This is a genomic window from Exiguobacterium sp. SH0S2 (assembly GCF_004337185.1).
Taxonomy (GTDB): domain Bacteria; phylum Bacillota; class Bacilli; order Exiguobacteriales; family Exiguobacteriaceae; genus Exiguobacterium; species Exiguobacterium aurantiacum_A.
Window position 1 is genome coordinate 682862 of the sequence record NZ_SJVB01000001.1, and the last position, 24527, is coordinate 707388.

Consider the following 24527-nt stretch of genomic DNA (forward strand, 5'->3'; position numbering starts at 1 on the left):
TATACCGTGAAACCGATTCGTTGTCACATAATCGCTGTTAGAAGAATTAGAAATTCTTGGCGTTCGGTTTGTTATATCCATATTCTTCGAAGTACTCTTCTTTGAAATCGAGGAGACGGTCTTCGCGGATCGCTTGACGGACTTGTTCCATCAAATTCACGAGGAAATGAAGGTTATGCGTCGAGCAAAGGTGGAGACCGAACATCTCATCGGCACGGATCAAATGGTGCACGTATGCCCGTGAATAGTTCTTACACGTATAGCAATCGCACTTCTCATCGATCGGGCCAAAGTCCGTCTTATGTTTGGCGTGTTTGATCGTCACGCGACCTTTAGACGTCATGAGCGTGCCGTTACGGGCGATCCGTGTCGGCAAGACGCAGTCGAACATGTCGATCCCGCGAATCGAACCTTCGATCAACGCATCCGGTGATCCGACGCCCATCAAGTAGCGCGGCTTATCTTCCGGCATGAACGGTGTCGTGAACTCGAGCGCCCGATACATGACGTCTTTCGGTTCGCCGACCGACAAACCGCCGACCGCATAACCCGGGAAATCGAGTGAGACGAGGTCTTCGGCGCTTTGACGGCGAAGGTCTTCGTACTCACCACCTTGGATGATGCCGAACAGCGCCTGGTCCTCCGGACGTTCGTGCGCCGCGAGGCAACGTTCGGCCCAACGGCTTGTCCGCTCGACCGACTTCTTCATGTATTCATGCGTCGCCGGGAACGGCGGGCACTCATCGAACGCCATCATGATGTCCGCACCGAGCGCGTTTTGGATTTCCATCGCCTTCTCTGGTGACAAGAACAACTTGTCCCCGTTCAAATGGTTACGGAAATGGACGCCTTCTTCTTGAATGTTACGCAGGTCAGCGAGTGAGAACACTTGGAAGCCGCCTGAGTCCGTCAAGATCGCGCCGTCCCAGTTCATGAACTTGTGAAGTCCGCCCGCTTGCTTGACGACCTCGTGTCCGGGACGAATCCATAGGTGGTACGTGTTCGATAAGATGATGTTCGCACCCATCGCTTTCACTTGTTCAGGTGCCATCGTCTTGACGCTCGCCTGCGTGCCGACCGGCATGAAGACAGGCGTCTCGAACGAGCCGTGCGGCGTATGGACGATCCCGTGCCGCGCTCCTGATTGTTTACACGTGTGGATGTGTTCGTATGTGACTGCATGTTTGGTCATTTGTTTTCTTCCTTCCTCGTAATGAGCATCGCGTCTCCAAAGCTGAAGAAGCGGTATTCGTTTTCCACCGCGGTTCGGTAGGCGTGTAAGATGATGTCGCGTGACGCGAACGCCGAGACGAGCATGACGAGCGTTGACTTCGGCAGATGGAAGTTCGTGATCAGTCCATCGATCGCCTTCAACTCGACGCCAGGGTAAATAAAGATGTCCGTCCAGCCCGATGACTCGACGAAATCCCCGTGATCGCGCATGATCGTCTCGAGCGTCCGTGTCGACGTCGTTCCGACCGCGAAGACGCGGCCTCCGCTCGCGCGGACGTCACGGAGCGCCCGTGCCGATTGCTCGGACAGTTCAAAGTACTCGCTATGCATCGTATGCTCTTCGATCGTATCGGCCGTGACCGGGCGGAACGTCCCGAGCCCGACGTGAAGTGTGAGCGGGATCAAGTTGACCCCTTTCGCCTGGGCAGCCTCGAGCAATTCTTCTGTGAAATGAAGACCTGCCGTCGGTGCGGCCGCACTGCCGCGTTCGCGGGCGTAGACGGTCTGGTAGCGGTCTTGATCGTCAAGCTGTTCGCGGATGTAAGGCGGGAGCGGCATCGTGCCGAGCTCGTCTAAAATCTCATAGAAGATCCCGTCATACTCGAACTTGAAGCGGCGTCCGCCTTCCGGGAGCTCTTCGACGCATTCGGCCCGGAGCAATCCGTTCCCGAATTCGACGATGGCGCCGACGCGGACTTTCTTCGCCGGTTTGACGAGCGCTTCCCAGACGTCATCTTCGGTCTGCTTCAAGAGCAGCAGCTCGACTTTGCCGCCCGTCTCTTGCTTCGCCCCGAACAGACGGGCCGGCAAGACACGTGAATCGTTGACGACGAGCGCGTCGCCTGCTTGTAAATAGTCGAGCACGTCACGGAAGTGGCGGTGCTCGATGTCACCTGTGTCCCGGTCGAGGACGAGCAAACGTGAGCTCGTCCGATCAAGGAGCGGGACTTGGGCGATCAGTTCTTCTGGCAAGTCAAAATCATAGTCGTTTACGTTCAATTGAATATCTTGCATCATTTACTCCTCTTCGTATCCAAAATGCGTCTTAGCGTATTGTGTGATCATGCGTCCTCGCGGTGTCCGCTGGAGGAAGCCTTGTTGTAACAAGTATGGTTCGTAGACGTCCTCGATCGTCTGGGCGTCTTCACCGATTGTCGCGGCGAGCGTCTCGAGCCCGACCGGACCGCCGCCGAACCGTTCGACCATGGCCCGCAAGAGCCGATGGTCGACCTCGTCGAGCCCGAGGGCGTCGACGTGCAGGCGATCGAGCGCACTCGATGCCATGGCTGGGTCGATTTCTTTCGTCCCTTCCACTTGTGCGAAGTCACGGACACGACGCAACAGCCGGTTGGCGATCCGTGGCGTCCCGCGTGCGCGTTTGGCGATCGCGCCGCTCGCTTCCGGTGAGATCGACAGACGGAACAGCTGGGCCGTCCTGCTGACGATGGCCGCGAGTTCGTGCGCTTCGTAATACTCGAGCTTGAGCGTCACCCCGAAACGGTCACGGAGCGGGGCCGACAACATGCCGGCCCGTGTCGTCGCGCCGACGAGCGTGAACGGTGGCAAGTCGATGCGGACGCTGCGCGCCATCTCGCCTTGTCCGTAGACGATATCAAGGCAGTAGTCTTCCATCGCCGGATACAGGATCTCTTCAATCGTCCGGCTGAGCCGATGGATCTCGTCAATAAACAGGACGTCCCCCGGCTCGAGCGTCGACAGGATCGCTGCTAAGTCACCTGGGCGTTCGATGGCGGGACCGGCTGTCGTCTTGATGCCGACACCCATCTCGTTGGCGATAATTTGCGCGAGCGTCGTCTTCCCTAGACCAGGTGGCCCGTAAAGGAGGACGTGGTCTAGCGTCTCGCTTCGCATTTTTGCCGCTTGGATAAAGACGGATAAGTTCCCTTTCGCCTTCTCTTGTCCGATATACTGCTCGAACCGTTGCGGACGCAGGCTCCACTCTTCAGAGTCTTCATACTGTTGGTGGGATTGTGACAACAATCGTTCGTCCATAGGTTCCTCCTTATTTCAACAACAATTGCAGGGCGCGCTTTATGTAAGCGTCTGTCGTCAATATTTCTGAATTCAGTTCTTTGCGGACACGTGTGATTTCACGTTCCGAATAACCGAGGGCGGCGAGCGCTTCACACGCTTCGTCAAGTTCTGACGAGCCTTGTGCGAACAGGCCTGTGTTCGGCACATAGTCCGGTGCGAGCTCTGACAACTTCCCTTTTAAATCGAGCGCCATTTGTTTGGCCGTCTTCTTGCCGACGCCCGGGAACTTCATCAAGTACTTCTCGTTCTCGGTCTCGATCGCGTCAATCAACGCGTCCATGTCGCCCGAGGCGACGATGGCGAGCGCGCCTTTCGGTCCGATGCCGTTGACGCCGAGCAGTTTATTGAACAGTTCGCGCTCCCGGCGTGACCGGAAACCGTACAGCGTCTGTTGATCTTCTCTGACGTAATGGTGCGTAAACACGATTACATGTTCGTCTTGTTCACGATAAAAAAACGGGTTAGGCACATGTACTTTGTAGCCGACGCCCGAAACATCCAACGTTATATATTCCGCACACACGTAGGCGACGGATCCTTTTACGAATTCAATCACTTTGTTATCTCCTCTTCATAGGAAAACTGCATTCATTGTACCATAGAAAACGCCGTGAAAAAAGGACAGGCGATCGCCTGTCCGTTATCTCGCTAACATCCGCTCGAGGGCGAGCGTTGCCCATTTCGTCGTTTCCTCATCGACACGAATGATGTTGACCGGATCCGTCTCGAGCGACTCGAGCGCCCACAACAGATGCGGCAAATCGATGCGGTTCATCGTCAGACACGGACACATGTACGGGTTGAGGGAGACGATGTCTTGCTCGGGATGCGTCATTGCTAGTCGATTGACCAAGTTCATCTCCGTCCCGACGGCCCACTTCGTCCCCGGAGCGCTCGCCTCGATCTGGTCGATGATGTAGGATGTCGACCCGGCCTCGTCCGCCGCCTGCACGACGTCAAACGTACACTCGGGATGGACGATGATGCGTCGTTCCGGGTCATGCTTCCGCAACGCCTCGATTTGGGCGACATTGAACTTCTCGTGGACCGAACAATGCCCTTTCCAGAGGATGACCCGTACGTCTTCGATGTCGCCCTTGTAGTCGAGACGCTCACGAAGCGGGTCCCAGACGGCCATCGCCGCCAGCGGCACACCGAGATCAAACGCCGTGTTGCGCCCTAGGTGTTGATCTGGCAAGAACATAATCCGTTCGCCAGTCTCGAGTGCCCAACGGACGATGTCGTGTGCGTTTGACGACGTGACGGTCGCACCGCCGTTCTTTCCGACGAACGCCTTGATGGCTGCCGTCGAATTGACATACGTGATCGGGATGATGTCGTCACCGAACAAGTCGGTCAATTCCTCCCAAGCAATCTCGGTCTGGTCGATATCGGCCATATCCGCCATCGAACAACCGGCCCGCATGTCCGGCAAGATGACGAGTTGGTCGTCGCGTGTCAGCATGTCGGCCGTCTCGGCCATGAAATGGACGCCGCAAAAGACAATAAACTCGGCCCCATTCATTTGTTCGGCGAGTCGTGCGAGCTGGAGCGAATCTCCGGTCGCGTCCGCGAACTGGACGACCTCATCCTTTTGATAGTGATGTGCCGGTAGAAACAGCCGGCTGCCGAGCCGTGCTTTAATGGCTTCGATCCGCGCTTCCATCTGTTCGATCGTCATATTAGCGTATTGTGCTGGCATCGTTCCGAGTAACTGCATATTTGACCCCTCCTTTAAGATTTAAGCTGCAATCGAGAGCCGTCACCGAATTCGTCAACTGTCCGACCGAGATGACGTCGACGCCCGTACCGCGGTAGGCGGCGATTGTGTCGACAGTGATCCCACCCGACGCTTCCGTCGTGATGTGGGACGGCACGAGCGCAACCCACGCCTTCAACTCTTCCGGTGACCGGTTATCGAGCATGATGATGTCAGGACTTGCCGCGATCGCCTCACGCAACTGCTCGATCGTCTCGACCTCGACTTCGATCGGTGTCGTATGCCCGTTTTGAGTTCTCGCCGTTTCGATGGCCCGCGTGATGCCCCCGAGTGCCGCAATATGGTTGTCTTTGATCATGACGGCGTCGTCGAGACGCAGCCGATGGTTGTATCCCCCACCACATCGGACGGCGTATTTTTCAAGCATCCGCAGTCCCGGCGTCGTCTTCCGTGTGTCGGTGACCCGGATCGATGGGTCGGCGAGCGCCTCGACACAGCGCCTTGTCAGCGTGGCGATGCCGCACATATGTTGCACAAGGTTGAGCAGTATCCGTTCCGTCTCGAGGATCGTCCGCGTCTTGCCGCGCAAAGCGAACATGACGTCCCCTTTTTTCAAATCCGTCCCATCGTCACGGCACTGTTCGACGACGAGCCGTTGCATCGCCGCGAGTTCCATCACGACGTCAACACCGGAGAAGACCCCGTCCGCCTTGGCGGTGACGACGGCTGTCGCCACGTCGATCGGGTCGATGAGCGCGCTCGAGGCGTCTCCAAATCCGATATCCTCATTTAGAAATTGTGTGAGCTGTTCGCGCAGTAACGTTCTGTTCATGGAACTCCTCCGTTCTCATAAAGGCGCGTGCTAAAATCCGGCCCGCCTCAAGTTGTAATGTTCGTTCTGCCAATTGTCTTGTCACGTGTTTCGTCCGTGCCAGTTGTTGGGTATTTTCTAAGAAACTTCTCATTTCTCCAAACTCAGGCGAGATTGTCAGCCAGTTGCCTAATCGCCGACGATACGCTTGAAACGCCTCCTTCGATAACTCATAAGCGGTCACTTCAGTCACCGTGAACGGCCCTTCTTCAAGTCGCACCGATGCGGCGACCCGTTTTCCGAACACCCAGCATTCAAGTAGTGAATTAGAAGCCAACCGGTTCATCCCGTGAACACCCGTGTCGGCGACTTCACCGACCGCGTAAAGCCCGGCCACACCCGTCGACCCGGTTTCATCGACTCGCACCCCGCCCATATGAAAATGCAGACCCGGCCGGACCGGGATGCGAGCGACGTCGATCCGTTCGGCCTGACACGTCGCCCACAATTTCGGGAACCGGGCCGCAATGTCTTTGACGCGACTCGTATCGAGATACACCGGGCCGCAGTGACGCGTGAGCACGGCCGCCACTTCATCACGGGGCGCCAGACTGCCTAGCGGATGGTGCCGCATCACGTGACACCCGTCCTCATCGACGAGTTCCGCGCCCGCACCTCGCAGCGCCTCGGTCACGAGGTGCGGCGTCTCGACCGCTAGCAGTGTCGGATGAAACTGGATCTCGGTCAAGTTGGAAAGTTCGGCACCGGCAGCGCTCGCCAAGACAAGTCCATCCCCCGTCACGGCCCGACAGTTCGACGTCCAATCGACGAGCCCGCCGATGCCACCTGTCGCCAAGACGACCGCGCCCGCTTGAATATGGATTCGTTCGTCACCTTGGAAACCGGTCGCACCGACGACTCGGCCGCCCGTTTTTGTCAGTCCGTCGATCAAGACGTGTTCCATCACTTCAACGTTTTGCGGGAGCCGTTCTCGTAACGCGGTCATCACATGACGTCCCGTCTCGTCACCACCGACGTGGTAGATCCGATGTTTCCCGTGGGCACCTTCTCGGCCGATCTTATACCCGGACTCGTCCCGGTCGAACACGACACCGAACCGCTCCATCTCTGAAACGACACCACGGCCGTCCTCGACGAGCGTGACGACCCGGTCCGCTTGCGCCGTCATCTTGGAAGCGACGAGCGTATCGTGTGCGTGATCGAGACTCGACGGCTCCAAATATGAACTCGCGATCCCGCCTTGGGCGAGGTCAGAGTTCGAGGAGGTCACGTCACGTTTTGAGACGAGGAGGATGCGGTACGTCTCCGGCAAATGGAGTGCCACCGTGACCCCGGCCAACCCCGCCCCGATAATCAAAACATCGACTTGTATTAACTGTAAAGACATCTGTATATCACCTGTATTTCATATGTAATGTTGACTTGTAAACTAGTTTCGCATAATTTTGTGAAGAAGACAACATGAGAAAAGGGGATACTTCGATGAACGGTTACTTTGACTACGCGGCGACACACCCGATGACCCAAGCCGCCCTTGACCATTACGTCGCCATGGCCAAAGGCGTCCCCGGCAATCCCTCGTCGCTTCATACGCATGGGTTCATAGCCGAGGACTATTTGACAGAGGCGCGCCGGCTCGTCAAGCAGGCGCTCGGTCTCGATATGCTGAGAGGGAAGCTGTTGTTTACCGGGAGCGGCTCGGAAAGCAATTACATCGCGCTGACGAGTCTGCGCAAACGCATGAAAGGCAGCGAGGTCATCACGTCCTGGCAAGAGCACGACTCGGTCTCGCTCCTCCTCGACGAGTGGGAAGCTGAAGGTGTGATCGTCCATCGCCTCAAGCTGAAAGACGGCCAGTTCGACCACGACAAGTTCCTCCACTTGCTCGATCGTGATATCGGACTCGTCACGTTTCAGCACGTCAACTCGGACACCGGCTGGATTTTGCCGCTCCATAACATCCTCTGTAAACTTAAATATAAGAAAGTACTGCTCCATATCGACGGAGTACAAGCGCTCGGAAAAATACCGGTCTCGGTCGACGGGATCGACGCTTACTCGTTCAGCGCCCATAAAGTCGGCGGGCCGAAAGGAGTCGGCGGTCTCTATATGGAACGTCTATTGCCTCCACCCTACTACCCGGGTCACCATCAGTACGGCATCCGTCCTGGGACGATTGACGTGCCCGGCATCTCTGCGTTCGTCAAGGCGTTCACCAATCGGCACGAGAATCGGACACGTCACGAAAGAAATTTCTTAGCGTTTCGTGCTATCTTGAAAGAGAAGACATCGTCACATGTTGACTGGCTCGAGTTCGACGACCAAAGTCCGGCCATCCTCTCATTCGTCTCGGACAAACGAGACGGCCAATGGTGGATGACCGAACTCGACGCACTCGGCTTCCAAGTGTCGGCCGGCTCGGCTTGCCGGGCCGGTCAAAACGGACCGAACCGCATGCTCGAATCACTCGGCTATGAGACGAGCGCCTGCCACGGGCTCGTCCGAATTTCCTTCGGCGAACAGACAACCGCCGAAGCCACGGCGGCACTCGCCGATGCCATCGTCACTTTAGCAAGGAGAGTTGAACACCATGAACAAACGTTTAGCCGGTGAAGAACGCCGGCGCACTTTATTGGAATTGATTGAAGCGAGTACGGAACCGATCACCGGTTCCGAGCTCGCCCGCCGCGTCGCGGTCAGCCGCCAAGTCATCGTCCAAGACTTGTCGCTCTTGAAGGCGAAAGGCCACCAAATCGTCGCGACCGCCCGCGGCTATGTCTATCTACCCGGCGAGGCATCACCGTCCGCCTACACACGAAAAATCGTCTGTCGGCACGAAGCCGAGGACATGGAAGCCGAGATGAACGCCATCGTCGACGAAGGTGTCACGATTCGTGACGTCATCATCGATCACCCCGTCTACGGGTCGCTGACTGGTCAGTTGATGGTGAAGAGCCGGCGCGACGTCCGGGCCTTCCTCGAACGCGTCGAGGCCAACCAGGCTGCCCCACTGTCCCATTTGACGGGTGGGCTGCACATTCACACGCTCGAAGCCGACAGTGCGGAAGCGATCGATGCCGCCGTCTCTGAACTTGAGCGCCTCGGCGTGCTCGTTTCCGAACTCGACTAAAAGATGTCACGCCTTTGTGACATCTTTTCTTTTGCTTTCCTAGTTTGTCCGTTATACTGATGGATGGAACAAATTCCCTACTACGTATTGAAAGGAGTGATCTGTCATGTGGCACTTCCTCGAGCAACTCTTGGCCGGATGCGGCGTCTTCAGTATCCCGCTCGGCATCTTCATCCAAGTCATCCCAAACGAGCTCGTCCTCGCATACGGCGGTTATCTCGTCGGTTCCCTTGACGCGTCATTCCTGTTCATCTTTTTGCTCGCTTGGTCGGCTTTCGTCGTGACCCAGGTCGCATTGTATGGGATTGGCCGCTACGGCGGACGACCGGTCGCCCTGCGATTGTATCGCTCGTTTCGGATCAAGCAGGAGAAACAGCTTCAAGCCGAGTCGTGGTTTGAGAAGTACGGGGCGTGGATCGTCTGCCTCAGCGTGATTTGGCGTCAATTGTTCGCCATCAGCGCCGGCGTGATGCGGTTGTCGTTCCGTAAATTCCTGACGATGACAACGATCGTCTTCGCGGTCTGGTCGTTCGTCTTCGTCAAAGTCGGCATGATGCTCGGCAGTAATTGGCGATATATCGGCGAATACACACACGGCCTGTTTCCTTATATCGGGCTCGGCATCGGCATCTTCTTTGTCGCCCGCTATATCCGCTCACATCCGAACTTCATGAAAAAGTCAGCCTGAACAAAAGTTCGGGCTGACTTTTTTTAAATAGAGGGTAAACTGATACGTATGGCGAATACGTCATAGTGAGGAAATCAATCTATTTCTAAAGCACAGAGACAGCAACCGTCAAAGGAGGAATTTTCATGTTCCATCGTCGAAAAACGTATACGATCCGTCCCGAACGCTTGCAAGAATTCACTGAGTTTTTCCATACATACCTGTATCCGATTCAGGTATCGCACGGCGCACGGCTCGTCGGCCGTTGGGTGACCGAGGACCAAACCGAGGTCATGGCACTTTGGGAATACCGCGACCGTGAGCACTATGAACAAGTCGAACGCGATTACCGCTCGAGCGCACTCCGTCGCGAGGCGATGAAGAAGCGGGCCCGTCTCGGGAAAGACTTGTACATCAAGTCGAGCGAAGAGTTCATGATGCCGACCGGGCACTACACCCCGCCGCGCACGATCGTCTCCGTGACCGCCTACATCACGAACGATGACGGCGAGGTGCTGCTCGTCAAAAACACGCACCGGAGCGACACGTACGAGATGCCGGGCGGACAGGTCGAAGAACACGAATCGATCATCGATGCGATCCATCGTGAAGTGAAAGAAGAGACCGGGGCCGACATCGAGATCGACGGCATCATCGGGATCTATCAAAACGTGTCGTCACGCGTCCTCTGCGTCTCGTTCCATGGGCGTTACGTCTCGGGCGACCTTCGTCCGCAAGCAGGCGAGACACACGAGGTCGGCTTCTTCCCGATCGATGCGTCGAACGTGTCGGACTACATCAAACGTGACCACTTCCAGATGCGTCTCATTGATGCGATCGACCCGACGTACATCCCGCACGCAATCTATAAGGTTCGTCCTTACGAGTTGCTCGAGCGCGTCGAGCGCCACCATACCGTCTAAACAAAAAGGAGATCGCCACGTGGCGATCTCCTTTTCTTATGCCTGTTCAGCCGATTCGGATTGACTCGTTTCGACTAACAGTTTGCGAATGCGTCGTTTTTCGACGTGGAGAACGGTGAACGTCATGTCGTCATACGTGACACGCGCACCTTTCTCTGGGATGTCGCCGAGCAGCTCGACGATCCAACCACCCATTGTGTTGGCATCTACTTCAGGTTCTTTAATCCCCATCTCGTCAGCGAACTGATCGACGTCCATGTCGGCCATACACTCGTATACGCCGTCTCGAAGCCGTCTCAAGTAGACGATCGATTCGTCGTGCTCGTCCCAAATATCGCCGACGAGCTCTTCAAGCATATCCTCGAGCGTGATGAGACCAGCCGTCCCACCAAACTCATCGAGGACGACAGCCATGTGTGATTGTTTTTGCTGCAGAATTGGAAGCAGTTCGATCAATTTTGTCTGTGGTGACACGTACGTGAGCGGACGGATGAGTGAACGGATATCCGTCACTTCATCTCGCATCATCGAGCGAAGGAAGTCACGTTCCGACAACACCCCGATGACGTTGTCGATCGAGTCTTTATACACCGGGAGACGAGAATGCCCCCCGCTAAAGATCGTGTCTTTGACCTCTTCGAGCGTATCGTCGATATCGACGGCGAGGATGTCGATCCGCGGCGTCAACACGTCATCGACGGTGATGTCGTTGAAAGAGAAGGCGCTATGCACCAGTTCGGCTTCTTTCTCACCGAGGACTCCTTCTTCTTCACCCATATCGACGAGCACTTTCAACTCTTCTTCCGTCACCGACGGTTCTTTGTCGGCCATCCCGATCATGCGAAGCGTCAAGCGCTTGAGACCTGTAAAGATCATCGTGACCGGCTTCAGGATTTTAACAAGGAACAACAAGATTCCGCTGATCAAAAGTGAATACTTTTCAGCGAATTCTTTGGCGAGTGATTTCGGCAAGATCTCACCGAAGATCAAGATGACAACGGTCGTCGCGAACGTCGAGACAATCAAGCCGGTTCCACCCGAGAAGATACTCGTGGCGATCGCCGTCGAAACGGTCGCGGCACCAATGTTGACGATGTTGTTCCCGACGAGGATCGTCGAGAGCGTATCGTCAAACCGGTCGACGAGGTGGAGGACGCGTTTGGCGCCCTTGTCCCCGTCTTCACTCATCCGGATCATCCGGACGCGGTTCACGCTCGAGAGCGCGGTCTCTGCTGAAGAGAAGAAAGCTGACAAAAATACTAGAACTGCATAAAGAATTAAACTAGACGAGGGCACAGGGTCCACGTTTACTTCACACTCCATTTCCTATTTAAAAGATTATTCGACAAATTCGAATTCAAAGTCAGAGATCGCAACGACGTCGCCATCTTGAGCACCTAGCTTACGAAGGTCCTCATCGACGCCCATTTGACGCATCTGACGGGCGAATCGTTTGATCGAGTCATCGTGATCGAAGTTCGTCATCTTGAATAGTTTCTCGATGCGCGGCCCCGTGATTACGAAGCGTTGGTACTCATCGACATGAATCTGATACCCTTTCTCTTCCTTCTCGTAACGATAGACGACACGTGGTGTGGCCGTTTTCGCTTCGAGCTCTTCGAGTGGGAATTCAGGTGTCGCGTCGACGAGATTAGCTACTTCGATGAGCAAGTTGCGAAGTCCTTCTTTCGCGAGTGCCGAAATCGGGAAGACTTTGACGTCATCGCCGACTTTCTGTTGGAACTCTTTAAGAAGTTCTGGCGCATCCGGCATATCCATCTTGTTGGCGACGACGATCTGTGGACGCTCGAGGAGACGTAAATTGTACGACTCGAGCTCACGGTTGATCGTCGTGTAGTCTTCAAACGGGTCACGTCCTTCGATCCCACTCATATCGATCATATGGACGATGACTTTCGTCCGTTCGATATGACGCAAGAACTGGTGACCGAGACCGACGCCTTGGCTCGCACCTTCGATAAGTCCAGGAAGGTCGGCCATGACGAAGTCACGGTCGTCAGCTGTTTTAACGACACCGAGGTTCGGTGTGATCGTCGTGAAGTGGTACGCTCCGATTTTCGGACGTGCCGATGAGACGACCGACAAGAGCGTCGATTTCCCGACTGACGGGAATCCGACGAGACCGACGTCGGCGAGGAGTTTCAGTTCAAGACGCAACTCGCGCTCTTGGCCTGGTTCCCCGTTTTCAGCGATTTCTGGTGCCGGGTTCGACGGTGTCGCAAATCGACAGTTTCCGCGTCCACCGCGGCCGCCTTTAGCGATCGTGGCCCGTTGGCCGTGCTCGGTAAGGTCGGCAATGACAGTATCCGTCACTGAATCGAAGACGATTGTGCCTGGCGGGACTTTGACGACGAGCGGCTTCGCTTTACGTCCGTGCATCCCTTTCGACATTCCTTTTTCACCGTTATAGGCGATGAACTTCTTCGAGAAGCGGAAATCAACGAGCGTCCGTAATCCTTCTTCTACTTCAAAGACGACGTCGCCACCGTGACCACCGTCACCACCTGCTGGTCCACCGTCTGGAACATACTTCTCGCGACGGAACGCGACCATTCCTTTACCACCGTCTCCAGCTTTTACAAAAATATTCACCTGATCGACAAACATTTAATTCCCTCCTTTTAAACGAAACGTAGAACATTCTACAGTCTGTTCGTGCACTTCGTCTGACGTGAACACATCTCCAGGCACGTTGCCGAAGACGCGAACCGCCAGTCCGTCCGTGAACGTCACATGAATCGGTCCATCCGTTCCTGACAGAAGACGGACAAGTTTATCCGCCACGCGTGCGTCGTCCAACGACGCACGGTCGGTCGATACCTTATAGGTCAACCGCCCTTCCCAATTCGCCTGTATGATGACGAGACTAGTCGCCGGCATATTTAAGCGAACGAGCGCACTCTCCTCGTCGGCGTGCTGACGATAACGTTCGTACAGCTCCTCGAGTCTATCAGGCTCGAGCGCCGCATACAAGGAGATCATCTGAAGCCGATTCATCCATTCGTGACGGACGGTCGATAATAATTTCAGCGTTGCCTGTGAGTCCATTTGATCCTCTCCTAGTAAAAAAGACTCTAACCAAATAAGTGGCTAGAGTCTTTTGCGTGGTTCTACTTACGCAACTGGGTAAACGCTCACTTGTTTCTTGTCGCGACCAAGACGCTCGAAGCGTACTACGCCGTCAACTTTAGCAAACAATGTGTCGTCGCCACCACGGCCGACGTTTTCACCTGGGTGAATTTTCGTACCGCGTTGACGGTAGAGAATCGATCCAGCTGAAACTGTCTGTCCGTCAGCGCGTTTAGCGCCGAGGCGTTTCGAAATCGAGTCACGACCGTTTTTAGTCGATCCAACTCCTTTTTTCGATGCGAAGAACTGAAGGTTCAATTGTAACATGAGGTCCACCTCCTATTGTTCAATTTGGATATAATCACCGTAACTTTGGGCGATCGTGTCTAGTTGCACGAGCATCCCTTCTAATAACAGCTGGGTGCGAGTCATATCCTGCGGTGATAGTTCAGGATATGTCTCGACATAAAAGTAACCACCCTCTGTTTTGTCTGCCATTTCTACAAGAAGCGACTGGCCTGCGAGTACCTCAACAGCGTTATACGCCCCAAAAATGATAGCGGAAACGCCGGCACACACTAAGTCAGAACCGGGTTCAGCAAAGTTGGCGTGACCTGTCACTTCGACGGAACGAATCGACTTCGTCTCGTCTCGTCTGACCGTTACTTGAATCATAGAAATTACGCTTCGATTTTCTCGATGCGAACTTTCGTGTAAGGCTGACGGTGACCTTGCTTACGACGGTAGTTTTTCTTAGCTTTCATTTTGAAGACAGTGATCTTTTTCGCGCGACCGTGTTTAACGACAGTTGCTACTACTTTAGCGCCCTCTACGAATGGAGCTCCGACTTTAACATCGTCACCACCAACGAAAAGAACTTCACCGAATTCTACAGTACCCTCGACATCAGCATCGAGTTTTTCGATGTAGATCTCTTGACCTGCTTCAACTTTGATTTGCTTACCACCAGTTTTGATGATTGCGTACATATACGTGCACCTCCTTATTAAACTCAGACTCGCCATCCAGGGCAGGGCGAAACCGTTTCAACCCGTTCTGTGCGGTTGTAGCCATTTGGGTGCTTCCAAACGAACTAACGTTATAGATATTACCACTCTCGCGCGAAGCTTGTCAATGACGAGATACGAAGTTCTCACATTCCTCGAGTGTACCATGAAAAGCGACGTCGGGCTCTCCTTCTATAAAGAACACATGAAGACCTGACGCGTCCCAGGCCCCGCCTTGCCACTTCGCCGGTAGCGACAGTACGACCGCCTCCTGTTTTCCGTCTAGCTCCATGAGCGTGCGCTCAAGCCGTGAGAACACGGCCAGCTTTGACGGTGAACCGTTATACGTCATCCGGTCTTGAATTGAACGTCCGGTCCGCTCGCGTGATAGTTCGAACAGTCCCATCCGTGTGAAGCCGTACACTTCGACACGACGTGGGTCACGGGCCCCGAGTTCTTTCATTCGTTTCAAAAGTCGGTCTTGTCCATCTTTTGACCCGCGTAAAAAGTCGATGACGACCATGCCGCCGATATTGCGTAGGCGGAGCTGTTCCATAACCGCATACAGTGCCGCCTCATTGATCGTGTCGGCGGCGCGCCCTTTATCTTTGACGGCGACGTTCTTGCCGCTGTTGACGTCGATGACGGTCATCGTCTCGACTTGTTCGACCAAGACGTAAGACCCGCCTTCGAGCCAGACGACACGGTTCTCGAGCTTCTCGATCGCTGTGTCTAAACGCGCGGCTTCTTTCATCCGGCCCTTGCCGACGTGGCGTTCGACCGGGACGTCGAGCCGCTTCAAACGTTCTTGCGCCTCTTTATCGTTCAACAGTACCGACTCGACCGAATGGCGCCGGACGAACTGCTCACAGAGCAGTTCGTCTTGCCCGCGGCGCGCCGTCTCGACGTCAGCAGCCCGGGCCCGCAACAAGGCCAGCTCCTCGCGAAGCGCCTCAGGACTGGCTTGTCCTGATTCGGTCCGGAACAACACACCTTCCGCCTTATTGAGCGTGAACACTTTCGATAACCGGTCCTGCGTAGAGAGGTCGAGCTTACGGCTGAACAACTGGCGCCGTCCATACGGGAAGTAGACGAGATAGCGCCCTCCGAACCGAATGTTCTCGGTCACTTTGTGGTGCTTGCCCCCGATGCCCTCTTTCGTCACTTGGACGAGACGTTTCTCCCCGACGACGGCCGCCTGACCGATGCCCAGTACTTCCGGGTAGACAGCGAGCGCCCGGAGCGTCTCGGCGATCGGCAAGAAAAACGTTGTCTCGCCGTTGACGAGGAAAGCGGCGCCGAGTGACGGATGGATCCGCTCGATCGCAGCTTCAAGGATCGTCCCGACCGAGAGCTGGTCGACAAAGCGCTCCTCGACTTCAAGCAGACGCTCGCCGTCGACGAGCATGGCCCGCTCGATCGACGGGGTCCGTTCATAGATGAGTTTCATACGAGCACTCCTTTCGACACAAAAAGGCAACTTTCGTTGCCTTAGGCTTTTTTCATTCCAAACTTCAATAAGAGTCGTGCCCAAAATCCGGTCGGTTGTTGGTCCGTCTGGATGGACATGAGCGGCACCGACTCACCGAGAATACGGCGCGTGATGTTGCGATACGCTTGTCCGGCGTTATTGTCCGGGTTCATCGTCACCGGGACACCTCGGTTTGCCGCGGCGATGACTTCTTCATCATCGACGACGACGCCGAGCAGGTCGATCGACAGGATGCGCATGATGTCATCGATGTCGAGCATGTCGCCCGATGCGACGAGATGATTCTTCACGCGGTTGACGATGAGTTTAGGCGGCGCGACGTGTTCCGCTTGTTCGAGCATACCGATGATGCGGTCCGCGTCTTGGACGGCCGCCTTCTCAGGCGTCGTCACGACGACAGCCTCGTCGGCACCGGCGATGGCGTTCATGAACCCTTGCTCGATACCGGCCGGGCAGTCGATCAAGACGAAATCATATTCCGTTTTCAACTGGTCGATGATCTCTTTGACTTGCTCCGGTTGGACCGACGTCTTGTCTTTTGACTGGGCCGCCGGCAGCAGATACATCTCTTCGAACCGTTTGTCACGGACGAGCGCTTGGTGCAGCTTGCACTGCCCGTTGATGACGTCGACGAGGTTATAGATGCTCCGGTTGTCGAGTCCTAGGATGATATCCAAGTTCCGTAGACCGATGTCCGTATCGACGAGACAGACCGAGTGTCCGGACAATGCGAGACCCGTCCCGAGGTTAGCGGTCGTCGTCGTCTTGCCGACGCCACCTTTCCCCGACGTCACGACGATGGCCCGACCTTTCTTCACTTCTTTTGCTGTATGTACAGGCTCTACTACTTGCTCCATCAAACTCACCCTCTCTGTAATTCCATTGCATATGCGTCTTTAAGCCCTGTCATGACTTGGCGGAGACGCGTCATTTCAATGCCATGATTCGTCTGATACGCGCAGCCCATCTCGATCTCTGGCATCTCGGTATCGTCGTCTGGCGTGAGCACGTGCTCACCGATCGCTAGAAACAGCGGATGCAACAGACTTGCGGTAATGACCGCGTCTTCCCATCCTTCGACACCGGCCCGGACATTTCCTCGTATTGTGCCTAAACAATAGATACTTCCTGTCGCCCGAACTTCAGACCCCGGATTGACGTCGCCGATAATGAGCACCGAACCCTCAAATGAGAGCACTTGCCCGCTGCGGATCGTCCCGCTATGATAATGGAACGTCTTTTTCCCGTAAGTCGCTTTCGCCTCTTCGGTCAACATGACCTCGCTCGACAGCTCCTCGATATAAAAAACGCCATGACGAGCAACGACTTCACGAATTTGACGTGACAGCTCCTCGTCCAAATAACGAGTACCCGCGTGCAACTTGAGTGCAATCTCCCCAGAGGGCGGCTCCATTTCTTGTAACGTGGCCTCAAGCTCTCCGAGCACCTCATCGACGCCACTCCGTGGATTGAAGTGGATTGCAATACCGTTGCGATGTCCTTTTATCGTAATGTGTCGTTTACGCTCCATCATGGCTACCCTCTTTTCGCTACAGGGCGCACCGCCACGTATCGCGTCATCGGATAATAAAGAATCGCGATGGCGATCACATTGACGACGAGCGTCCCTGGAATCTGTTCAACTAATAGTGTTTGTATGGTCATGGTCGTCCCACCGACCGCTGCCATGATACCGTATATCCCGAAGGAGAAGACGAGGATCATGAACGTGAACGTGATGACGACCGAGAAGAAGTTCTCACCTATATATTTTAACACGAAGCTGACTAAGAGAGGAATGAGTGAAAAAGTAAATAAGTAAATTCCGAGCAAGTCGGTGTAGACGATGTCATACAACAACCCGAATACGAGACCGAATCCGAGTGCCGACTCAAACCGGCCATACAAACCGACGTACATTAACCCAATCAACGTCAAATACACGAACGGCGTCGCGTAGTGCCATGAAAAGATGGCAGCCCATGTCCCTTCAATAAGAAAGAGGAGGAACAGGGCGATGAACACTTTCATGTTACTCACCCGCTGCTCCTCCTTCCTCGGGACCCGTCAAAAACGGTTCGTCTAGCGTTCGATCGATGACAAACATTTGCGAGAACTCGTTGAAGTCCGCCTCTGGCGTGATGCGGGCAACTTGAGACACACCATATTCATCGGTCTCGATCGACTTCACCTTACCGATGACGAGACCGGCCGGATAACGTCCGCCGAGCCCTGACGTCGAGACGATCTCGCCTTCTTTCAACTTGACGCTGTTCGAAACCTTTGTGAAAAAGAGTTCGTTCGTCTCGCTGTCGAAGCCGTCGATCGTTCCGTACGCCGCTTTACCGTCCGCATCTTTGACGACCGCCGAGACGTTGTTCGTCCGGTTGTTGTCGCTCAGGAGCTGAACTTGTGACGTATAGGCGCTCGTTTGAATGACGCGTCCGACCATGCCGCCAGCGGCCGTCACGGCCATGCCTTTTTCAACGCCGCGTTCTTGCCCGACGTTGATCGTCACATAGCGCTGCCAGTCGTTTGGCGTGCGCCCGATGACCTCGGCCGGAATCAAATCAAAGTCACGGAGCGAGCTTTCGCCCGCCTCGACCATTTGACGCAACTCCTCGTTCTCACGGCGCAGGTCGTCAGCTTCGACGGACACTTCGGCGTATTTCGTCAAATGTTGCTTCAATTCACGGTTCTCTTCATAAATTTCACGGACGTTCGAAATCGAGGACACGGTACTATCCATCCAGCCGATCGGCACCGTGAACACCCGTTGGAACGTTCCGACCACATCACGCGTGACGTCTTGGTACCAGGCGGATTCCGACCGTCCTCGAATCGAAACCCCTAAAATGACGAGAAATAAGATGATACCGATCAGCGTGATGATGAGCTTTTTATTGCGTACAAACCGGCTCATCGTTTAACACCTTTCATCGGCGTGACGAGATGCCTGATTTTGAACGGAGGACGTCCATCATTTCAAGAGATTTTCCAGTCCCGATCGCAACGCAATCGAGCGGTTCATCCGCAATGAGTGTCGGGATGTGCGTCTCATCAGAGATAACACCGTCCAAGTTTTTAAGGAGCGCGCCGCCGCCTGTCAGGACGATGCCGCGGTCCATGACGTCGGCTGCGAGTTCTGGCGGTGTTTGTTCGAGCGTTTGTTTCACACCGGCTAGAATCGCGTCTACCGTGTCTGAAAGCGCCTCGCACACTTCAACTGCCCCTACTTCGATCTGTTTCGGAAGACCGGTCACGAGGTCGCGTCCGCGGATCTCCATCGTTTCGTTTTCGTTCGACTCGTCGATGCGGGCCGAACCGATTTCCATCTTGAGCGCTTCTGACGTACGTTCCCCGATCATGAGGTTGTATTTGTTTTTAATGTAACGAATAATGGCGTCATCCATTTCGTCACCACCGACACGGATCGACTGGCTTGTCACGATGCCGCCGAGTGAGATCACTGCGACTTCGGTCGTACCGCCACCGATATCAACGACCATCGAGCCTGTCGGTTCCCAAACTGGGAGACCGGCGCCGATTGCTGCCGCGAACGGTTCTTCAATCGTGTACGCTTCGCGAGCGCCCGCTTGCTTGGCCGCATCTTCAACCGCACGTTTTTCAACTGACGTGATGCCACTTGGCACACAGATCATGACGTTCGTCTTCGATGAGAACAACCCGCTCTTCGATTTTTGTGCTTGCTCCATGAAATATTTGATCATCGTTGCAGTCGTTTCGAAGTCAGCGATAACCCCATCTTTCATCGGACGGCGTGCCGTGACGTTCCCCGGCGTACGTCCAATCATATCTTTGGCCTGATTACCTACGGCCTCAATTCTACCTGTATCTGTACGGAACGCCACTACGGACGGTTCACGAACAACGATTCCTTGACCTTTTACATAAACGAGCGTATTTGCCGTTCCAAGGTCGATTCCGATTTCTCGGTTAAAACTACGAAACATACGTACTGCCCCTCTCCTGGTTACACTAATTATTATTATAACGGAAAAATCATGTTTGAAAACGTTCAATCGATTACAGGTTATTTACAATCCCCTTCATCTCAGTCCTGTTCCACCGTATATTAGTGTGCCTGCTTTTCAAAAAAAACGCAAATCAAAAAGCAGACGTCTGAAGGCGTCTGCTTAGATGAACCGATCATTTAAAGACCGGGTTGGAGCGGCAGCAACAGCATTGCCGCATAAAAGACGACCGAAAAGATGAGGATCGGCCGAAAGAAACGGGACGGTCGCTCGCGCGTCGCACCCGCCAAAAAGCTCGCCATCGTCACGGTGAACAAATAAATCCCGACGTAAACGAAGATGAGTTGCGGGATGACACGCCACACTTGACTGTCTCCTGACGCATTTACCCAGGCGATGAACAGACCGATGTAGGCGATGAGCGACACAATTCCGACACCGACGCCGACGAGCGGCGGGTACCGGTCAAGCCAATGCCCGTCTTTTGAAAACTGTTGAAATAGCGCCATACTCACAAAGACGAACAACGCGAAGACGACGAGCGACAACGCGAACGGCTCGAGCGGAACAAAACTCGCGGCTAGCGCGATCCCAATCATAACAATCCAAACTAGTTTCTCCATACGAACACCTCGTCCGTTAGTATACCAAACTTCAAGAGGGATATGGGAAACGTCTCCTAATTTCACCCGTTCATATACCCACGTTGCTTCATACTGACATAATGATCCTCGCCGATGATGACGTGGTCGAGGCACGCGATACCGACAATATTGCCCGCTTCGACCAAGCGCTCGGACACTTCGATGTCTTCCCGGCTCGGCGTCGCGTCCCCGCTCGGATGGTTATGCACGGCGATGAAACACGCCGCCGACAGCTTGAGCGCTTCGCGGAAGACGTCGCGCGGATGAACAATCGACGAATTCAACCCGCCGACGAACAACGTCTTGCGCGCGATCAATTGGTTTTTCGTGTTTAAGTACAAACAGACGAAATGTTCTTGATTAAGTAGCCGGAGCTCATCACGCAGCAGCTCGTATGCGTCCTGCGGCGACCGGATCGTCGGCGACTCCACTTTCGGCTCCTCGACGTAACGGATGCCGATCGTGAACGCTGCGAGCAACTGCTCGGCTTTCTTCTTCGTCATCCCTTCGATTTGACAGAGGTCGTGCACGGACGCCTGTGACAGTGCCCGAAGCGTCGGATATACATCTGACAACCGCCGGGCCGTCGCCTGCGGGTCCCCGCCCCGTCCACCGATTTGAAGCAGTCTGGCAATAGCGGATTCAACACTTCGGTCGAGCACCATAGTCATTCCTTCACCTACTCTCGCATCATTCACAGAAAGCGCGGCGATACCCCGTGACGCTCGAGCGTCTCGACGAGCGGCCGGAGCGGGAGGCCGACGACGTTATAGTAATCCCCTTCGAGCCGTTCGACGAACAAACCGCCCGACCCTTGGATCCCGTAGGCACCGGCCTTGTCATACGGCTCCGACGAATCGAGGTAGCCGTCGAGCCAAGACTCCGGGATGTCGATGAACGTGACGTGCGTCGTCGTGACGAACAAGTCGTGCCGGTCTGGTCCGATGATGCTGACGCCAGTGAGCACTTCATGGGTCGCCCCTGACAAGTGCTTGAGCATCCGGCGTGCGTCATCGCGGTCGTTCGGTTTCTCTAAAATCGTTCCGTCGAGGACGACGACCGTGTCCGACCCGATCACAATCGCGTCGCGGTTGTCTCGGGCGACGTCCATCGCTTTCTCACGGGCGAGACGTCCGACGTACTCGTCCGGATGCTCACGTCCGTCGGTTCCTTCGATGACGTTTGACGGGATCACCTCGTGCAAAATGCCGGCTTGTTTCAACAACTCGGTCCGCCGCGGTGACATCGAGGCGAGGATGACACGTTTCTGTGTTGTGTTCATTGTATCGACTCCTTCCATACTTTCGAAACGGGCTTCCTTGCCGTTTCACGCTTCTCTGTTGATTGTAGGCAAAGCGTCACCCAAACACAATCCAAGACGCCAAAAAAAAACGCCCCTTCTTTTTCGAAGGGACGCTCGTTTACGGTGTCGTGTAATCGTACACCGGGATATCTTTTCGTGGGAACGTCTGCGTCGGCACGTAGCGGTCCGGGACGAGTTGATCGAGGTCGGGCCGGTAAAACGCATCGAGTTCGACCGTGAAGTCGAGCGGTGCGGCCGGTTCGGTCGTGTTCGGACCCGTTTCGGCAGGTCCCGTGAACTGGACGGTCCGCAAAATGTGGATCCGGTTCATCGACTCGACCGACTCGAGGAAGAGGACGAGCGCCTCATACGTCTCCGCTTGGAGCGACACCGTCGAGCGGACGGACGAGGCGTTGACCGGTGTGATCTCGACCGGTTCAGCCGGTTCGGCCGTCGCGCTCACATCGTTCGGTTCCGGTTCGGCGATTGGTTCCGGCACTTCCGATTCGGCGATGAGCCCGTCCGCGAAAGCGATGCTCGTCACGCGCACGTCAGACAGCTGGCTCGCTTGCGATAGCGTCTCGACGACCGTATCGAGCGCCGGCTCCGTCGGGACACGTGTCTGCAAGCGCTGCGAGTCGGCGACGTCGACGACTTCGCCTTCTTGGCGCAACAGTTCGAGCTTCGTCTGTTCGAGTGACAGCTCGCGCTCGAGCGCCTTCAATTCACCTTGGTTGATAAAGTACTGGTAGCCGAAGTACGACGGGACGACGATGGCTGCGAACAAACAAATTGTAAAGATCAAATAAATCGTTGAACGTTTCATTCGCTCACCACCTCCTCATCTTCCTCGGGTTGTTCCGTCTCGCCTTCAGGCGTCTCAGGTTCGGCATCGATGAACGTGAACGTAAACTCTCCGATATAGCGTGGGAGCGGCTCATCTGACGCATTGAGAACCGGTGTTCCCGTATCCGTTTCCGCGTCTTGGTCCGCTTCTGCTTTCGTCTCGGTCGTCACGCCGAGCAGTTTGACGTTATCGAACCGTGGATCGTTCAACAACGCTCGTTGGAACGCGTTCAAGTCAGGTAACGTCTCAAACTGGGTCCGGACGCTCATGAGCGAACCGTCGGCGTAGTTGTACGTCAAGACGTAACCTGTCGGCGGCAGCTGTTCGGTCAGCGCACGGAGCGCCGGGACCGCCTGCTTCTCTTCAGTCGTCAGCGCGGTCACCGTCTGCTCGAGCGAGATGACTTGTTGACCTTTCGAGTTCACTTGTTCGGTCTGGTAGATGCGGACGAGCTGTAACTGTTCGTTGACTTGTGCTTTATCCTGTTCGATCCCGTTCACTTCGTAATAAAGATAGCCGGTCAGTCCGCCACCGATCAATAAAGCGGCCAGACTTGCGACGATCGGCCAACGCAGCGTCACGTCGGTCGCGTTGATGAAGTTGGCGTCATGGTCGCGGTCGAGCGTCGCCATCCCGAGAAGCGGCAACATCTGATGTGTTAGCGGCGTCGCGTGCGACAACGGCAACGGGTCATCGATGCGTTTGATCGGGACCATCGATTCCAGTTCGATCGTCCGGACGAGGTCATCGAGTTCAGGGACCGTCCCGGAGATGATCAGTTCGTCGATTGGCCGTCCGTCCGTACGGAGCGAGTAACGGTAGAAATCGAGGAAACGGGCGAGTTCGTTCAACCATTCATCGGTCCGATTCGCTAACGCCTCGTTTGAGCCGTTGAACGTATATGTAACGATGCCGTCTGTCGTGTCGGCACGATACGATAAGTCATTCTCGATGGCACGGATGAAGCGGACCTGCCCTTCCTCGAGGACGAGCAGTTGGTGCGCGAACGGTGTCACGTGCCACAATAGCGTCGACTTGAGCGGGTCGAGCGTCTCGAGTCGAGACACCCCGTTCGCGATCGCGATCGGACGCGGGACGATTTTTTTCAAGGCGAAGCCGCGTTTCTTCATGTAGGCGCGGATCGCTTTCGTCAAATCGACCGAGACGGCATGCAACATGACCTCGGTCTTCATATCCGTCTCGCCGAGCACTTCGTAGTCGAAGGCGACGTCGTCGAACGGCAGGATGATCGAGCTGCCGATCTCCATGAACAAATAGCCACGGATCTCGTCTTTCGGGATATTCGATGGAATCTCGACTTTGCGGGACAGCACTTCCGTCTCCGCCATATCGACGGCGCACACCATCCCTTTTCTTACTTTTATTTTACGGCACAACTCGTCAAAGGCGAGTCCGAACGCGTTCTCGTCTTGAATCAAACCTTCCGCATAGGCACCTTTCGCCAATTGGACGGAAGCGCTTCGTTTAAAGACGCCTTGTTTAATCACGGCCCCGTGGATGCTGAGCGCATCGAACGAGAAGTACGCGACCGTTCCTTTTTCTATAGCCCGGCTCATGCTTGTTTCCCC

General features: G+C 55.1%; 28 protein-coding genes and 1 other annotated feature. Of the genes, 4 read left to right on the forward strand and 24 right to left on the reverse strand.

The window, feature by feature from the left end:
• Positions 1-46 precede the first annotated feature (46 nt).
• The 7 genes from tgt to EVJ21_RS03540 form a co-directional block, all read right to left on the reverse strand.
• On the reverse strand, positions 47-1192 hold the full coding sequence (tgt, locus tag EVJ21_RS03510; RefSeq protein ID WP_070327677.1) for a tRNA guanosine(34) transglycosylase Tgt: 1146 nt from the start codon (positions 1190-1192) through the stop codon (positions 47-49).
• Positions 1189-2232, reverse strand: coding sequence for a tRNA preQ1(34) S-adenosylmethionine ribosyltransferase-isomerase QueA (queA, locus tag EVJ21_RS03515; protein ID WP_083274023.1), 1044 nt, complete (start codon positions 2230-2232; stop codon positions 1189-1191). The genes tgt and queA overlap by 4 nt, the downstream gene beginning before the upstream one ends.
• Positions 2233-2250: 18 nt before the next feature.
• Entirely contained in the window at positions 2251-3246 is a 996-nt protein-coding gene (ruvB, locus tag EVJ21_RS03520) for a Holliday junction branch migration DNA helicase RuvB (protein ID WP_071399448.1), read from the reverse strand.
• 10 nt (positions 3247-3256) lie between these two features.
• A complete protein-coding gene (gene ruvA / locus EVJ21_RS03525; protein ID WP_070327680.1) occupies positions 3257-3844 on the reverse strand; it encodes a Holliday junction branch migration protein RuvA in 588 nt (195 codons plus the stop codon).
• An 84-nt stretch (positions 3845-3928) separates the two neighbouring features.
• Entirely contained in the window at positions 3929-5008 is a 1080-nt protein-coding gene (gene nadA, locus EVJ21_RS03530) for a quinolinate synthase NadA (RefSeq protein WP_131465463.1), read from the reverse strand.
• Positions 4971-5840: a carboxylating nicotinate-nucleotide diphosphorylase gene (gene nadC / locus EVJ21_RS03535; RefSeq protein ID WP_131465465.1), complete on the reverse strand. Its 870-nt coding sequence runs from the start codon at positions 5838-5840 to the stop codon at positions 4971-4973. The genes nadA and nadC overlap by 38 nt, the downstream gene beginning before the upstream one ends.
• A complete protein-coding gene (locus tag EVJ21_RS03540; protein WP_236633410.1) occupies positions 5794-7227 on the reverse strand; it encodes an L-aspartate oxidase in 1434 nt (477 codons plus the stop codon). The genes nadC and EVJ21_RS03540 overlap by 47 nt, the downstream gene beginning before the upstream one ends.
• Before the next feature lie 95 nt (positions 7228-7322).
• Here EVJ21_RS03540 and EVJ21_RS03545 point away from each other — a divergent pair, with 95 nt between their 5' ends.
• The 4 genes from EVJ21_RS03545 (at position 7323) to EVJ21_RS03560 (ending at position 10560) form a co-directional block, all read left to right on the forward strand.
• Entirely contained in the window at positions 7323-8453 is a 1131-nt protein-coding gene (locus tag EVJ21_RS03545) for a cysteine desulfurase family protein (protein WP_236633411.1), read from the forward strand.
• The gene (locus EVJ21_RS03550; RefSeq protein ID WP_131465469.1) at positions 8431-8970 is read left to right on the forward strand and encodes a transcription repressor NadR; all 540 of its coding nucleotides are present in this window, start codon (positions 8431-8433) and stop codon (positions 8968-8970) included. The genes EVJ21_RS03545 and EVJ21_RS03550 overlap by 23 nt, the downstream gene beginning before the upstream one ends.
• A 106-nt stretch (positions 8971-9076) precedes the next feature.
• Positions 9077-9658, forward strand: a complete 582-nt coding sequence (locus tag EVJ21_RS03555; RefSeq protein ID WP_071399444.1) for a DedA family protein — start codon at positions 9077-9079, stop codon at positions 9656-9658.
• 125 nt (positions 9659-9783) lie between these two features.
• The gene (locus EVJ21_RS03560; RefSeq protein ID WP_070327686.1) at positions 9784-10560 is read left to right on the forward strand and encodes an NUDIX domain-containing protein; all 777 of its coding nucleotides are present in this window, start codon (positions 9784-9786) and stop codon (positions 10558-10560) included.
• Positions 10561-10596: 36 nt separating this feature from the next.
• Here the strand turns inward: EVJ21_RS03560 and EVJ21_RS03565 are convergent, their stop codons facing one another.
• The 17 genes from EVJ21_RS03565 to pilM form a co-directional block, all read right to left on the reverse strand.
• Entirely contained in the window at positions 10597-11883 is a 1287-nt protein-coding gene (locus EVJ21_RS03565) for a hemolysin family protein (protein ID WP_328590997.1), read from the reverse strand.
• 15 nt (positions 11884-11898) lie between these two features.
• Positions 11899-13188 carry a GTPase ObgE gene (gene obgE / locus EVJ21_RS03570; RefSeq protein WP_070327688.1) on the reverse strand — a complete coding sequence of 430 codons (1290 nt, stop codon included), beginning with the start codon at positions 13186-13188 and terminating at the stop codon, positions 11899-11901.
• Positions 13189-13629: a Spo0B domain-containing protein gene (locus EVJ21_RS03575; RefSeq protein ID WP_070327689.1), complete on the reverse strand. Its 441-nt coding sequence runs from the start codon at positions 13627-13629 to the stop codon at positions 13189-13191.
• Between the two features lie 66 nt (positions 13630-13695).
• Positions 13696-13977, reverse strand: coding sequence for a 50S ribosomal protein L27 (gene rpmA, locus EVJ21_RS03580; RefSeq protein WP_016508537.1), 282 nt, complete (start codon positions 13975-13977; stop codon positions 13696-13698).
• Positions 13978-13989: 12 nt separating this feature from the next.
• Positions 13990-14325, reverse strand: coding sequence for a ribosomal-processing cysteine protease Prp (locus tag EVJ21_RS03585; protein ID WP_070327690.1), 336 nt, complete (start codon positions 14323-14325; stop codon positions 13990-13992).
• 5 nt (positions 14326-14330) lie between these two features.
• Positions 14331-14639, reverse strand: coding sequence for a 50S ribosomal protein L21 (rplU, locus tag EVJ21_RS03590; RefSeq protein WP_070327691.1), 309 nt, complete (start codon positions 14637-14639; stop codon positions 14331-14333).
• Positions 14640-14654: 15 nt separating this feature from the next.
• Positions 14655-14726: a sequence feature (ribosomal protein L21 leader region), on the reverse strand.
• Positions 14727-14781: 55 nt separating this feature from the next.
• Positions 14782-16107, reverse strand: coding sequence for a ribonuclease E/G (locus EVJ21_RS03595; RefSeq protein ID WP_131489894.1), 1326 nt, complete (start codon positions 16105-16107; stop codon positions 14782-14784).
• Between the two features lie 41 nt (positions 16108-16148).
• Entirely contained in the window at positions 16149-17006 is an 858-nt protein-coding gene (minD, locus tag EVJ21_RS03600; protein ID WP_070327693.1) for a septum site-determining protein MinD, read from the reverse strand.
• A 5-nt stretch (positions 17007-17011) separates the two neighbouring features.
• Complete coding sequence (locus tag EVJ21_RS03605) at positions 17012-17680, reverse strand: septum site-determining protein MinC (protein ID WP_236633412.1); 669 nt, start codon at positions 17678-17680, stop codon at positions 17012-17014.
• A 5-nt stretch (positions 17681-17685) separates the two neighbouring features.
• The gene (mreD, locus tag EVJ21_RS03610; protein WP_083274026.1) at positions 17686-18180 is read right to left on the reverse strand and encodes a rod shape-determining protein MreD; all 495 of its coding nucleotides are present in this window, start codon (positions 18178-18180) and stop codon (positions 17686-17688) included.
• Position 18181: 1 nt separating this feature from the next.
• Positions 18182-19072, reverse strand: a complete 891-nt coding sequence (mreC, locus tag EVJ21_RS03615) for a rod shape-determining protein MreC (RefSeq protein ID WP_070327696.1) — start codon at positions 19070-19072, stop codon at positions 18182-18184.
• A 13-nt stretch (positions 19073-19085) separates the two neighbouring features.
• Positions 19086-20123 (reverse strand): rod shape-determining protein, encoded by a 1038-nt coding sequence (locus EVJ21_RS03620; RefSeq protein ID WP_070327697.1) that lies wholly within the window; start codon positions 20121-20123, stop codon positions 19086-19088.
• A 200-nt stretch (positions 20124-20323) separates the two neighbouring features.
• On the reverse strand, positions 20324-20767 hold the full coding sequence (locus tag EVJ21_RS03625; RefSeq protein ID WP_236636554.1) for a hypothetical protein: 444 nt from the start codon (positions 20765-20767) through the stop codon (positions 20324-20326).
• Between the two features lie 62 nt (positions 20768-20829).
• Positions 20830-21459, reverse strand: coding sequence for a RadC family protein (gene radC, locus EVJ21_RS03630; RefSeq protein WP_131465477.1), 630 nt, complete (start codon positions 21457-21459; stop codon positions 20830-20832).
• 23 nt (positions 21460-21482) lie between these two features.
• Positions 21483-22070 carry a Maf family protein gene (locus EVJ21_RS03635; RefSeq protein ID WP_070327700.1) on the reverse strand — a complete coding sequence of 196 codons (588 nt, stop codon included), beginning with the start codon at positions 22068-22070 and terminating at the stop codon, positions 21483-21485.
• Between the two features lie 139 nt (positions 22071-22209).
• Positions 22210-22917, reverse strand: coding sequence for a hypothetical protein (locus tag EVJ21_RS03640; protein WP_131489895.1), 708 nt, complete (start codon positions 22915-22917; stop codon positions 22210-22212).
• Positions 22914-24515: a pilus assembly protein PilM gene (gene pilM, locus EVJ21_RS03645; RefSeq protein WP_131465481.1), complete on the reverse strand. Its 1602-nt coding sequence runs from the start codon at positions 24513-24515 to the stop codon at positions 22914-22916. Before pilM ends, EVJ21_RS03640 begins: the two co-directional genes overlap by 4 nt.
• Positions 24516-24527 lie beyond the last annotated feature (12 nt).

Excerpts from the sequence above, each read along its gene's own strand:
- ruvB (WP_071399448.1), bottom strand. The coding sequence starts at position 3,246 with ATGGACGAACGATTGTTGTCACAATCCCACCAACAGTATGAAGACTCT.
- EVJ21_RS03550 (WP_131465469.1), top strand. The coding sequence starts at position 8,431 with ATGAACAAACGTTTAGCCGGTGAAGAACGCCGGCGCACTTTATTGGAA.
- radC (WP_131465477.1), bottom strand. The coding sequence starts at position 21,459 with ATGACTATGGTGCTCGACCGAAGTGTTGAATCCGCTATTGCCAGACTG.
- obgE (WP_070327688.1), bottom strand. The coding sequence starts at position 13,188 with ATGTTTGTCGATCAGGTGAATATTTTTGTAAAAGCTGGAGACGGTGGT.
- mreD (WP_083274026.1), bottom strand. The coding sequence starts at position 18,180 with ATGAAAGTGTTCATCGCCCTGTTCCTCCTCTTTCTTATTGAAGGGACA.
- pilM (WP_131465481.1), bottom strand. The coding sequence starts at position 24,515 with ATGAGCCGGGCTATAGAAAAAGGAACGGTCGCGTACTTCTCGTTCGAT.
- rpmA (WP_016508537.1), bottom strand. The coding sequence starts at position 13,977 with ATGTTACAATTGAACCTTCAGTTCTTCGCATCGAAAAAAGGAGTTGGA.
- EVJ21_RS03635 (WP_070327700.1), bottom strand. The coding sequence starts at position 22,070 with ATGAACACAACACAGAAACGTGTCATCCTCGCCTCGATGTCACCGCGG.
- EVJ21_RS03625 (WP_236636554.1), bottom strand. The coding sequence starts at position 20,767 with ATGGAGAAACTAGTTTGGATTGTTATGATTGGGATCGCGCTAGCCGCG.
- nadC (WP_131465465.1), bottom strand. The coding sequence starts at position 5,840 with ATGAACAGAACGTTACTGCGCGAACAGCTCACACAATTTCTAAATGAG.
- minD (WP_070327693.1), bottom strand. The coding sequence starts at position 17,006 with ATGGAGCAAGTAGTAGAGCCTGTACATACAGCAAAAGAAGTGAAGAAA.
- EVJ21_RS03560 (WP_070327686.1), top strand. The coding sequence starts at position 9,784 with ATGTTCCATCGTCGAAAAACGTATACGATCCGTCCCGAACGCTTGCAA.
- EVJ21_RS03620 (WP_070327697.1), bottom strand. The coding sequence starts at position 20,123 with ATGTTTCGTAGTTTTAACCGAGAAATCGGAATCGACCTTGGAACGGCA.
- mreC (WP_070327696.1), bottom strand. The coding sequence starts at position 19,072 with ATGAGCCGGTTTGTACGCAATAAAAAGCTCATCATCACGCTGATCGGT.
- EVJ21_RS03540 (WP_236633410.1), bottom strand. The coding sequence starts at position 7,227 with ATGTCTTTACAGTTAATACAAGTCGATGTTTTGATTATCGGGGCGGGG.
- EVJ21_RS03595 (WP_131489894.1), bottom strand. The coding sequence starts at position 16,107 with ATGAAACTCATCTATGAACGGACCCCGTCGATCGAGCGGGCCATGCTC.
- EVJ21_RS03640 (WP_131489895.1), bottom strand. The coding sequence starts at position 22,917 with ATGAAACGTTCAACGATTTATTTGATCTTTACAATTTGTTTGTTCGCA.
- EVJ21_RS03575 (WP_070327689.1), bottom strand. The coding sequence starts at position 13,629 with ATGGACTCACAGGCAACGCTGAAATTATTATCGACCGTCCGTCACGAA.
- EVJ21_RS03565 (WP_328590997.1), bottom strand. The coding sequence starts at position 11,883 with ATGGAGTGTGAAGTAAACGTGGACCCTGTGCCCTCGTCTAGTTTAATT.
- EVJ21_RS03585 (WP_070327690.1), bottom strand. The coding sequence starts at position 14,325 with ATGATTCAAGTAACGGTCAGACGAGACGAGACGAAGTCGATTCGTTCC.
- EVJ21_RS03545 (WP_236633411.1), top strand. The coding sequence starts at position 7,323 with ATGAACGGTTACTTTGACTACGCGGCGACACACCCGATGACCCAAGCC.
- nadA (WP_131465463.1), bottom strand. The coding sequence starts at position 5,008 with ATGCAGTTACTCGGAACGATGCCAGCACAATACGCTAATATGACGATC.
- rplU (WP_070327691.1), bottom strand. The coding sequence starts at position 14,639 with ATGTACGCAATCATCAAAACTGGTGGTAAGCAAATCAAAGTTGAAGCA.
- EVJ21_RS03555 (WP_071399444.1), top strand. The coding sequence starts at position 9,077 with ATGTGGCACTTCCTCGAGCAACTCTTGGCCGGATGCGGCGTCTTCAGT.
- tgt (WP_070327677.1), bottom strand. The coding sequence starts at position 1,192 with ATGACCAAACATGCAGTCACATACGAACACATCCACACGTGTAAACAA.
- EVJ21_RS03605 (WP_236633412.1), bottom strand. The coding sequence starts at position 17,680 with ATGGAGCGTAAACGACACATTACGATAAAAGGACATCGCAACGGTATT.